The following is an 11424-nucleotide window of genomic DNA, read 5'->3' on the forward strand; positions in this document are numbered from 1 at the left end:
TATATGTTTTTAATCTGCATAATCTATATCTGTATTCATTCCATTGTAGGAAGTCTCCACTGCCTGCATGGACATATTGCAGCCCAGCCGGTACAGCTTTGTTTTATCCATGATCTGCTCCGCCAGACGGATTGTCGATGATAATACCGCCGGCTGATCTGAACGATAACTCTGCTGTAATATCATCTTCCATGCATCCCGCTTCCTGATCTGTTCGATATGATTGACCGTATCCCGTTCCAGAATACATACTGCCTTTAATGGAACCATGATGTTGTTCTGCAGATGATCCTTGCCCGCCCATGGGGTTCCGCATGCCAGCACGCCTTTGCCGGTTACTTTCAACAATGGCTTATCGTCATTTACCATCACAGCACGATTTCCAAAATATTTGCGCCACAGCTTGGTATGCGTAGATTTTCCGGTTCCACTCTTCGCCGTGAACAGATACGCTTCTCCATCCACCGCTATCACCGAACCATGAAATAACAAGGTATTGTATGCGATCATCTGATCTGCGATCTTCCGGTATAACGCCAGCGTTTCCAGATATGCATCACTGTAGTATCCAAACCACGATCTTCCCGGTCCTTTCCTTCCACCGACCTGTTCCTGCTTCTCCGACCAATCCCGTTCCGCTGCGATATCCCTCTGTGTGATCATCACCGAAAATGCCTCCGGTCCCGTTGTCAGGTAGTCCCGACAATATTCTCTTGTACTTCTGTAATTCGCATAGATCTTTATCGTTACATCTGCAAGCCGGATCCAGAATATAAATTTTTCATTCCCAAATCCCATCTTTTCATTCTTCATGTTCCATATACCACCATCATTTAAAATCCTGCCTTAGTTTACCACACAGTAAGGATGACGTGCAATAAGAAAAAAGACACCCTCGTGGCCAGGGTGCCTTCAATGCTATAGCAATTTAATGTATTGTGTTAAATATTATTTAACTTTGATCTTGATTGTCTTTGTTGTTGCTTTGTAGTTCTTTGTTGCAGCAACCTTAACAGTTACTCTGTAAGTACCTTTCTTGATACCCTTAGCCAGAGTGATCTTGCCTTTCTTTACAACAATCTTCTTTGAGCTTCTCTGATAAGTTACTTTAGCCTTATCCTTTACACCAGAAACCTTGAATGTATAAGATTTAGCTTTCTTCTTAAATGTTGAAGCTTTCTTGGTCTTATAACCGTTTTTAACTGTCAGCTTCTTCTGAGTTGCCTTCTTAATTGTGTATGAAGATGACACTTTTCCGGCATACTTGCCCTTACCAGTGATCTTTACTGAGTAAGTACCAGCATTTTTGCCGCTTGTAACTTTAACAGTATAGTCTGTACCGGCCTTTAATGTTACTTTCTTGCCGCTCTTGGTTTTATACTGAACCTTGATCGTCTTAGGAGTCTGTTTCTTACCTGTATAAGTAAGTGTAGAACATGTAATTGTTGTGTTCTTCTTTGTTAACTCCTGTGAAGTAACTGACTCTGTTGCAGCCATTGCTGTACATGGAATCATAAGAGCGATAACCATGATAATAGCAATCAGCTTCTTTAAATTCTTCATATTGAGTTTTCTCCTTCCTAGCACATTTTCGGATAAAAATCGTTCTGATCATTTTGAAAACTGAAGTTCTCTCACCACTTTAACCAGAACATCTATGATAAAACAGCCGTCTGCCACGTATCGGCCGAATCATCCAACCTGAATCCATCTGCCAGATCCTGTTGAACGGATCCGCTATCTATCTGGATCTGTTCTATTTTCCACTTTTCTGGTCTTTTCCATAGCCGTATCCATAGCCATAGGATTTATATTTTCCATAATAACTCTTGTATGCACGTCCGGACACTTCTACCCGGTTCAGGATCACACCCAGCAGTTTACAGCGAACCTGTTCCAACTGCTGCATGGATTGTTTTATCACGTTCCTGGACGTTTCACCACTACGGACAACAAGTACTGCACCATCACATAAGGAAGCAACCTGTGCAGCATCTGCGACACTGCCAAGTGGCGGCGAATCTATGATCACATATCTATACTGCTCTGCCAGTTTATTAAGCAGTTCTGCAAAACGATCATCCTCCAATAATGCAGATGGATTCTCTAACAGATTGCAACATGGCACGATATAACCATTTGGGATATTTGTTTCATATACAACATCCTCATATTCTGCCTGCCCGGACAGATAATAGCCCAGATCCTTGATCTCGCCTTCTGTCTGGATATTATGTCTGCTCTTGATCACTGATTTTCTCAAATCCACATCAAGAAATACAGTCGGAAATCCGGCTTCTGCCATCATCTTCCACAGATTCATGGAAATGGTACTTTTGCCTTCATTTGGCAGACTACTTGTGATCAACAACTTCTTTGTATTTTTCCCACAAAACTTGATATTTATACGAAGCCTGTTCATTGCTTCTTCGACAGCATACGGCATTTCTTTAAAATCAATATTTATCTTTTTCATTTGCTTCGTCTCCCTTTCAATCCAGATTTTGTTTCTCCATATTCAGCGCCGTCCTCATTCTGTTCCAGTGACTCACTGTCTGGAATTGAAGTAAGCGGAACAATTCCAAAGTATTTTTCCATATCGGATGCTGTATGGATCGTATCATCCAGGAGATATCGTATGATCAGGATCAGACAGTAAATAAATGCGCCCGCCAATGCTCCGATCAGTGTATATTTCAGATAACTTGGTCCTGCCTTCTGATCCGGTATTCTTGCAACCTGAGCAATATTCGGTGCATTGGTACTCATTGTATCCGGAAGATATTCTACCGCAATCTCAGCCAGTGTGTTTGCTATGTCTTTTGCCTGCTCCGGATCTGTGCTTGTAACTGTTATCTTCAGTACTCTTGTATCCGCCGGATTCTCAAGTACGATCATCTGTGCAAGCTCTGCCGAATCCATTGACAGATTCAGTTTGGAGATTACCTGATCCAGTACCGGATAACTGAGCATCAGTTCCTCATAATCCTTTGTCAGCGACATACCAATATTCAGATCGGACAGATTTACAACGGAATCCTCCGATGCAGATACGACATACAGTTTTGCGGTCGACTGGTACGTCGGTTTGATCATAAAATATGCATATGCATTTAACAAGACTGCACCAAGCAAAAATGCAAGTATGATAAAATGTAACTTATCCATCAGTGCATATCCCAGATCGACCAGATCTATCTCTTTATCGTCATCATCAACGGTCACCATCGTCACCTTATTGATCTTTTCTTCTTTTCCATTGTCCGACATCGGTACTTTTTTATTTTCTGCGCTCATGTTCTCCTCCATCCAAAGTATCTCTATTCTGTATATTCTTTATAAAACAGCTCTGCGATCGCTGCATTCAGACTTTCCTCATCTGCCTCAAAGGTAGCGAAATCAAGTTCATCCAGCCCTTCTGTTCCGGAAATAGATACCTCGCCCTCATCCTTCTCTTTCACAACAAGAAGTGCCAGCTTGCTGAATTTATTTGCCGATATATTCGTCACCATATAATCTCCCAGTGCATTGTACAGATCCAACGGATAGGTACTGTCTGTCTGACATTTCTCTTTTATATTTTTCTTAAGCCCTTCCATATATACGGACTGACGTTTCATTCTGTTTTCATTTGTTTCATCAGCGACATCCCAACGGTCATGTACATAATGTACCGCCTGCTCATCACTGAGCCGAACCGTATCTCCAATCTTAAGGGATGGATCCACTTTGGAAAAATCATCCTCAATCGTAACTGTTACTCCTCCTGCCATATGATTGATGATAGAAATTGCTCCCATATTTACAGCAGCATATCCGTCAATCTTCTGACCACCAAGCAGCTCTGATACAGCATCCACGGTATTCTCGCAACTGGCTTCCAGTCCATCTCCGCTTGCATGTGCAAGTGCAATCTGTACAACAGAATCGCCCAGATAAGAATTGTCGAGATCCAGGGATTTTACATTTGTCAGTGTATTTCTGTTGATCGCCAGAGTCTTAAATGTCCCTTCACTGATATCTCTGACCATCAGCATAAGCACATCACTCTGCCCGGATTCTCCATAGTCCTCTGCTTTTTTTACTTTATCCAGTGAATCGATACCCATGAACAGATAGGTCTCTATATTCTTCTTCGGAAGATATTTCTTGCCATTTATACGGACAACTCCCTGCTCTGCCTCATATGCCTCCTGCTTCCGGAGCTTCTGCCGGTCAATTGCCCGGAACACAATAACTGCCGCTAAACAAAATATGATAACTGCTGCAATGGTAATTGTCAGTTTTTTATATAATTTCAGTTTTTCCTGTCTGGAATGTATCCTGTGTGCCATCTTTCTTTCTCTGATCAGAACAGGTTCCCTATCAGATCAGATCCTCCTGTCGGCCATGTTTTCTCACATATGATAAGTGCTGTCAATATAATAAACAGTATAACACTGATTATGATCGCTACTTTTTTTGACATCTGTCTATCCTCCAACCTTTTATCTCAAACCAAGAAGCTGACATCCATATGCATCTATCTCTGCAAGAATGTCTGCGCCTGCTTTCTTTTCCAGTCTCTGTCGTCCCTCTATCAGATTCGGAGGGCGGTGATGAACGCCATGACAGTCACTTCCCAGAATATGTGCCTGCCTCTTTTGAAACATGCGGATCAACATCCCGCCCTGTTTCCAGTCTGACAAACTTTCTGCATTGATCTGTATGGTAACCGGAAGCTCCATCAGCTTTTTTATGTACGGCTTATTCCCTGAAATCTTCATAAAGCGTTCCAGATGAGCGATAATGATCCGGAGCTGTCTCTCATGGATCAGCTTTTTTACCTGTAAAAGATCTTCATCCGTCCACGTCCGGAACGGCATCTCAAGCAGCAGAAGCTCTGTTCCCTGGATTGTCAGCCGGTCAACCTTATCTGCATCTCCGATCCCATCAAAAAAAGCAACTTCCGCTCCAAGCAGAAGCTGTGGGGTATCCGATATGTTTTCAGTCGTTACTGCCTCTATCAGGCTTTGATATGCATGTTCCCGTTTTTCAAGAAAATGTTCAATTCGATCCTCGTCCGCATAAAAGTGCGGTGTCGCGATCATTCTGTCTACACCGGCATTCCGACTGAGCCGAAGCATCTCTATGGATGTTTCTATATTTCTGCTTCCATCGTCAATTCCCGGAAGAACATGTGAATGGAAATCGATTACTTCCATATTTTACTGTAACCTTTCTTTTTAAGCCATTGAAATTATATTCCAGAAGCGAACAGATATCACAGCCACTCTTTTTGCACTGCGAATTTAGAAATTGCTTTCATTTCTATTTTATTTTACCCTGTCTCCCCTGTATACCCGCACCAAGTGCGTTCAATAATTTCACATGAAATTATGCCACATCCGCCTTTTAATGTAAAGGTATCAGGATTATTTTCTACATTTTTACATCAACACAGCACGCATGTGGCCTTTTTATTGTCTTATTTTTATATTTTATTTTTCTCTTTTTAATTCTTTTAATGCTCTGGATAACCTGATTGGATTGCCATACCGAAGTGTTGAATTACGGAAGATCTTACCTCCCAGAACACCCATACCGATCACCGATATATATAAAATTATTGCTGATATAACAACTTCCCATGTTGCTACATCTCCCATCGCAACTCTTGCAAACATTGCACTGTAAGAACTGATCGGTAGATATGAACAGATCCTGATGACCAGTCCGTCTACATTTGTCAGGTTCATCAGTACGACAAAATACACGATCATTACGATCATCTGCGCCGTACCGGCTGATTTGTTCAAATCCTCGATCTTAGATACCAGTGCCCCAAGTGCTCCATACATAAATGCATAGAACAGGAATCCACCAAGGCCGAATACCGCAAATGCGATCAGAACATCAGATGGGATATTTAATACAGAACCCATAAAGCCGCCCCAGTAGTCTTTATTAAAGTTGTATGAGATCAACAGGGCTGCCATGATCAATCCGACCTGAAAGAACGTAGCAACTGTTCCGGCAAATACCTTTCCAAATAAAATATCTCTGGAGTTCGTTGTTGTTACCAGAATCTCGATCGAGCGGTTGCTCTTTTCATTTGCCACACCGGTTGCGATCGACATTCCATACATAACGATCAGCATGAAGATCACGATAACCAGAATATAACAATACCAGTAATTGCTTGTGCTGTCCTTACCGAGGATAACTTCTTTTGCCTGAATATCTGCATAATCAAGACTCATAAGTTCATCAAAATCCAAATCATGTGCTTCACTGTACTGTTTCTTGGACAACATGGACAGGTAACTGTCAAAGGTACTGGTGTAATCATCAAACATGCCTTTATTATAAACATAATAGGTATATTCTGACGTACTATAAACTACATAACCAAGTTCCGCATCTTCACTTTTAACCAGCGACTCTACTTCTGCTGCATCCTTACATTTCTGCAGCTTGACATCCGGATATACCTGCGCCAGCAAACCTTCATCCATAATACCGGATGCATCATAATATGCATATACGGATTCATTCTCCTGATCCGATTCATCCTCTGCATCTGTCTCTTTATCAGACGAAGGACTTCCACTTGTAAACGATTCCTTAATTCTCGGTGCGAACATGATGCCTACGCAAAGAAGTGCCAGTAAGATCGTTGAAATCAGATAGGATTTACTGCCAAAATAATTACCGAGTTCAAACCTTAATATTGTACCAATCTTTTTCATATATCTTAACCTCTCTTTCCAAACAGACCCTTTTTCTGCTTTGGTTCAAATTCAGAAAAAGAAGTTCCGATATTATTTTTTTCTTTTATATCTTCCGGTGTCTCCTCATCTCCGACTGCCGATACAAATATATCATTCAGGGAAGGCTCATAAACTCCATAGCTCCTAAGCCTGATTCCCAACTCTTTAAAACGGGAAAGCACCTGCCATTCATCCTGTTCCGGCAGAATCTGTGTCACAACATGATGCTTGTTATGGCTGATCACCTGCACCTGATCTGCAAACTTATCACGAAGAATCTGTTCCAGTTCTTCCGACTCCATTCCAACAGCCGCAACTGCTTTATGTCCTTTTCCGTATTCTTCCTTGATCTTGTCAAGGTTGCCTGCCAGTGCCACTTCACCATGATTGATCACTACGATATCTTCACAGAATTCTTCCACATAGCTCATCTGGTGGCTGGAGAAGATAACGATCTTTCCGTCTGCGATCAGTTCATTTATAACATCCTTTAAGATCTGGGAATTCACAGGATCTAAACCGGAAAACGGCTCATCTAAGATCACGATGTCAGGATCTGCTACTAATGTTGCTGCAAGCTGTACCTTCTGCTGATTACCCTTCGATAACGTATCCAGTTTCCGGTTCTCGTACTGGATCACATCCAGACGGGTCAGCCACTTCCGCATATTCTCTTCCGCCTGCTTCTTATTCATCCCACGAAGCTTTGCCAGATATACTAACTGCTCACTAATCAGACGTTTCGGATATAAGCCACGTTCCTCCGGCAGGTATCCGACCTGCCCCGGCTGATAGACAAAGGGGGCTCCATCTAATAAGACCTGACCTTCATCTGCATGGAAAACATCCATGATGATCCGAATCGTTGTGGTCTTTCCTGCGCCATTTCTTCCCAACAGTCCGAGTGCGCTTCCACCCTCTACCGAGAAATTGATCCCGTGCAGGATCTCTGTGCCATCAAAGCTCTTTTTGATGCCCTGTAATTCTAATTTCATATCTCTCTCCTTTTTATGAACCGACATTCATATCCCTGTTATGAATGTACGATCAGTTTCAGGTTGCAATTTCCATCTACTATATCATAATTCAACTCTGAAACAATCTTTAATAAGCTTAATTATCGTTTGTAACGGTTCATATTTTCCTCTATTCCGGTTCTATTCGAAAGTAAGAAAATCCTCAAATTCTATCTCGGATGGCAGTCTCAGATCCCCTCTTGGGCTTACCGATACCGTACCGACCTTTACGCCATCCGGCATACAGTTACGTTTAAACTGCTGACGGAAAAATCTGGTATAGAATACCTTCTGCCATTTCTTTATCTCTTCATCTGTAAATGTATATGCTTCTATTTCCCCATCTTCCGAAGCTTCTACACTCTGTCTTACCGCTTCTTTACAAAGGTCATAGACATCTTCCGGCTCCATACCATAACGCAGTGTGTAATACAAGAAGAAATCATGCAGGATATAGGATCCAACAGTATCCTCTGTCTTCTGCGCGATCGTTCCATCCGCATTCGGCGGAAGCAGTTCAGGGCTTACCGGCGTATCAATGATATCCTCTATCACGTCTTTAATTCCCGGAAATCCATTTCGATCCATATCATGTCCAACTTCATCTACCAGAGTCCGAACCAGAGTCTTCGGGATGCTGGTATTCACCGCATACATGCTCATGTGGTCTCCGTTATAGGTACACCATCCAAGTGCAAGTTCTGACAAATCACCGGTTCCGATCACAAATCCGCCCTCTTTATTGGCTACATCCATCAAGATCTGTGTCCGCTCTCTCGCCTGACAGTTCTCATATGTAATATCATGTACTGTTTCATCCTGCCCGATATCTGCAAAATGCTGACGGACAGAATCTACGATGCTGATTTCCCGGATGTCACATCCAAGCAGTTCCATAAGCGTTGTTGAATTGCTTTTTGTGCGTTTCGTCGTTCCAAATCCCGGCATCGTGATACCAGTTACTGTCTCCGGTGGCAGTCCGAGATTCTTTACTGCCTGTGCAGATACCAGAAGTGCCAGCGTAGAATCCAGTCCACCGGATACGCCAACAACGATACATGACGCATGTGTGGCTTCGATTCTTCTTTGCAGGCCTGCAACCTGCATTGCAAAGATCGACCGGCATCGTTCCAGTCTGTTCTTTGATGGAACAAATGGTGTCATGGAAACCTTTGCGCATACTTCTTTTTTCTCTGCAAATACCTTCTCGCAGTTTACTGTCATGTATTCTCCGGCTTCAAAATTCCGTTTACACTCCGCAAAGGATTTATTTGCCAGACGATCATGGCGGATCTTTGTCATATTAAAATCACGGATCAGGATACCATCTTCAAATGGCTTGATCTCGCCTAATAATTTTCCGTTTTCATACATCAGATTATGTCCGGAAAATACCATATCCGAGGTTGATTCATAGGCTCCGGCTGATGTATAGACATATCCACAGATACAGGAGGATGACATACTTCCTGTCAGTGTTCTTCTGTACTGTTCCTTTCCGATCACTTCATTGGATGCCGACAGATTGAGCAGGATCTCTGCTCCCTGAAGTGTCAGCAGTCTTCCCGGTGCGATCGGTGTCCAGAGATCCTCGCAGATCTCCATGCCAAATGTAACATGCTCCTCCTGCTGATTCGGATCCGTCATCTCGATCAGGATGGAATTGCCAAATAAAGTTTCCGATCCATCTGCCAGTTCAACTGTCCGGTTCTCTACACATCTTCCACTAAACCACCGTTTCTCATAAAACTCTCCGTAATTCGGCAGGTAGATCTTCGGAACGAGTGCGAGCACCATTCCGTTCCATAAAAAAGCTCCACAGTTAAATAATTCTCCGTCTACTTCATATGGCACACCGACAACAAGTGCTGCGCCCTTTTTGCCATATTCTGCTGTCATTTCCGCCAATTGTAACAGTCCTTCTTCTGCCCTGTCGATCAGATGACGGTTCACAAACAGATCCCCGCAGGTGTATCCGGTCAGTGACAGTTCCGGCGTCACAATAACGTCTACCTGTTCTGCATAGGTTCTATAAACTGTTTCAAGCTCCTTACAGTTCTTTGTTACATTACCAAGATGTACTCTTGGTGATACGGACGCGATTCTTACTAAATGTTTCATCATCGTTCTCCTGAATTATCTGTATATTTTCGTATCATTTGTTCTTTGATATCCGGCATCATCTGTTTACCGGCTTATAGCCTAATTTCCCTATTTTCCGGGAATAATAGGCGTTTCATTATCTCCGGTTATAACGTCTCCACTCGTACAAATGATATCCTCTGTTTCAAATTCTACAATATTCATCTGTGGCGTTTCGTATTTCTTCATAAACTTTGCCTCCTGATTTTGTTTTATATTATATATTATATTACTTACTTTCTGTAGCATTTGTTGTTACCTTTTCCTAAAGCCCATTAATATGATCAGTGACTTCTGTCTTTTCCGGCTTTTTAGACAGGTATTACAACCTTATCTAATATCCCGGTCAGATACGCGATCACCACACCATAATTGGTCATCGGGATCTGTTGCTCCTTTGCATGATCGATCCTTGACATAATATATTTGCGGTTAAACATACAGCCCCCACACTGTATGACAAGATCATACCCCTGCAGATCATCCGGGAAATCCGTTCCACTGACTATATCGATCGTCATATTTTCTCCATACCGTTTCCGCAGCATCTTAGGAATCTTTTCCCGTCCGATATCTTCTTTTAACGGTGCATGTGTACAGCACTCTGCAATCAGCACATGGGATTCCCCATTCAGCTTTCCTATCGCATTTGCTCCCTCTATATAATATTCGATATCTCCCTTATGTGCGGCAAATAACACAGAAAAGGAAGTCAACATAGATTTCTTAGGCTTATGCTCATAGACATAGGCAAATACCTGTGAATCCGTTATGATCAGCTTCGGTGCCTCTGTCAGATGGGATAAGGCTTCCACATACTGATCTGTCGTCACGCTCATAACAAGGCATTTTTTATCTAACAATTCTCTCAGTGTCTGCACCTGTGGCAGGATCAGTCTGCCCTTCGGTGCCTGAATATCCTGCGGCATAACAAGCATGACCAGATCTCCCTTTGTTACCAGCTCTCTAAGGATCGAAGAAGCACCATATTGCTCCGGCAGGTTCCGTACAAGCTCTTTTCTTACCTGATCCATACCGTCTCCAGTCGCGGCACTGATAACAATCGCACGCTGTCCTGTCTGTTGATACAACGTTTCATTTATCTTTTCTGTATCATTCCGGATATCTGCCTTACCGATCACCCATATGACAGGTGTCTTCTTTTCCTTAAACTGTTCATACCAGTGAAGTTCCTCGTCCATGTCAGTATCTACAAGCAGAATGATCGCTATATCTGTTTTCTCGGCTGCAAGCCTTGTCTTTTCCAAGCGTTCCTCCCCAAGCTCTGTCGCATCGTCAAAGCCCGCTGTATCGATCAGGGTACAAGGGCCAAGCGGATAAACTTCCATTGCTTTGTACACAGGATCAGTGGTTGTCCCTGCAACATTCGCTACGATTGATATATTCTGACCGGAAAATCGGTTGATAAAAGAAGATTTTCCGCTGTTTGTCTTTCCAAATACTCCGATATGAAGTCGATTGCCCGATGGTGTCTCATTTAACCCTGCCATGTG

At 42.7% G+C, this 11424-nt stretch carries 10 protein-coding genes; all 10 read right to left on the reverse strand.

Annotated elements, in window-relative coordinates; genetic code table 11:
- Positions 1-9: 9 nt before the first annotated feature.
- Positions 10-813 carry a hypothetical protein gene (locus DWY07_RS01360; RefSeq protein WP_226800973.1) on the reverse strand — a complete coding sequence of 268 codons (804 nt, stop codon included), beginning with the start codon at positions 811-813 and terminating at the stop codon, positions 10-12.
- Positions 814-948: 135 nt separating this feature from the next.
- Positions 949-1563 carry a hypothetical protein gene (locus tag DWY07_RS01365; RefSeq protein ID WP_021944104.1) on the reverse strand — a complete coding sequence of 205 codons (615 nt, stop codon included), beginning with the start codon at positions 1561-1563 and terminating at the stop codon, positions 949-951.
- Positions 1564-1756: 193 nt separating this feature from the next.
- Complete coding sequence (locus DWY07_RS01370; protein WP_021944103.1) at positions 1757-2476, reverse strand: CpsD/CapB family tyrosine-protein kinase; 720 nt, start codon at positions 2474-2476, stop codon at positions 1757-1759.
- Positions 2473-3297, reverse strand: coding sequence for a Wzz/FepE/Etk N-terminal domain-containing protein (locus DWY07_RS01375; protein ID WP_117822003.1), 825 nt, complete (start codon positions 3295-3297; stop codon positions 2473-2475). The genes DWY07_RS01370 and DWY07_RS01375 overlap by 4 nt, the downstream gene beginning before the upstream one ends.
- 23 nt (positions 3298-3320) lie before the next feature.
- Positions 3321-4334 (reverse strand): LCP family protein, encoded by a 1014-nt coding sequence (locus DWY07_RS01380; protein ID WP_117822004.1) that lies wholly within the window; start codon positions 4332-4334, stop codon positions 3321-3323.
- A gap of 153 nt (positions 4335-4487) precedes the next feature.
- Positions 4488-5204 carry a CpsB/CapC family capsule biosynthesis tyrosine phosphatase gene (locus DWY07_RS01385; RefSeq protein WP_117822005.1) on the reverse strand — a complete coding sequence of 239 codons (717 nt, stop codon included), beginning with the start codon at positions 5202-5204 and terminating at the stop codon, positions 4488-4490.
- 276 nt (positions 5205-5480) lie between these two features.
- The gene (locus DWY07_RS01390) at positions 5481-6731 is read right to left on the reverse strand and encodes an ABC transporter permease (protein ID WP_021944098.1); all 1251 of its coding nucleotides are present in this window, start codon (positions 6729-6731) and stop codon (positions 5481-5483) included.
- Between the two features lie 5 nt (positions 6732-6736).
- The gene (locus DWY07_RS01395; RefSeq protein WP_021944097.1) at positions 6737-7747 is read right to left on the reverse strand and encodes an ATP-binding cassette domain-containing protein; all 1011 of its coding nucleotides are present in this window, start codon (positions 7745-7747) and stop codon (positions 6737-6739) included.
- Between the two features lie 162 nt (positions 7748-7909).
- On the reverse strand, positions 7910-9889 hold the full coding sequence (locus DWY07_RS01400) for an NAD(+) synthase (protein WP_117807294.1): 1980 nt from the start codon (positions 9887-9889) through the stop codon (positions 7910-7912).
- A gap of 332 nt (positions 9890-10221) precedes the next feature.
- Positions 10222-11421: a [FeFe] hydrogenase H-cluster maturation GTPase HydF gene (gene hydF, locus DWY07_RS01405; protein ID WP_117807293.1), complete on the reverse strand. Its 1200-nt coding sequence runs from the start codon at positions 11419-11421 to the stop codon at positions 10222-10224.
- Positions 11422-11424: the final 3 nt, after the last annotated feature.

Origin of the sequence: Clostridium sp. AF23-6LB (assembly GCF_003461085.1) — a bacterium.
Classification (GTDB): Bacteria; Bacillota; Clostridia; order Lachnospirales; family Lachnospiraceae; genus Coprococcus; species Coprococcus ammoniilyticus.

Excerpts from the sequence above, each read along its gene's own strand:
- DWY07_RS01395 (WP_021944097.1), bottom strand. The coding sequence starts at position 7,747 with ATGAAATTAGAATTACAGGGCATCAAAAAGAGCTTTGATGGCACAGAG.
- DWY07_RS01360 (WP_226800973.1), bottom strand. The coding sequence starts at position 813 with ATGAAGAATGAAAAGATGGGATTTGGGAATGAAAAATTTATATTCTGG.
- hydF (WP_117807293.1), bottom strand. The coding sequence starts at position 11,421 with ATGGCAGGGTTAAATGAGACACCATCGGGCAATCGACTTCATATCGGA.
- DWY07_RS01370 (WP_021944103.1), bottom strand. The coding sequence starts at position 2,476 with ATGAAAAAGATAAATATTGATTTTAAAGAAATGCCGTATGCTGTCGAA.
- DWY07_RS01385 (WP_117822005.1), bottom strand. The coding sequence starts at position 5,204 with ATGGAAGTAATCGATTTCCATTCACATGTTCTTCCGGGAATTGACGAT.
- DWY07_RS01400 (WP_117807294.1), bottom strand. The coding sequence starts at position 9,889 with ATGAAACATTTAGTAAGAATCGCGTCCGTATCACCAAGAGTACATCTT.
- DWY07_RS01375 (WP_117822003.1), bottom strand. The coding sequence starts at position 3,297 with ATGAGCGCAGAAAATAAAAAAGTACCGATGTCGGACAATGGAAAAGAA.
- DWY07_RS01380 (WP_117822004.1), bottom strand. The coding sequence starts at position 4,334 with ATGGCACACAGGATACATTCCAGACAGGAAAAACTGAAATTATATAAA.
- DWY07_RS01390 (WP_021944098.1), bottom strand. The coding sequence starts at position 6,731 with ATGAAAAAGATTGGTACAATATTAAGGTTTGAACTCGGTAATTATTTT.
- DWY07_RS01365 (WP_021944104.1), bottom strand. The coding sequence starts at position 1,563 with ATGAAGAATTTAAAGAAGCTGATTGCTATTATCATGGTTATCGCTCTT.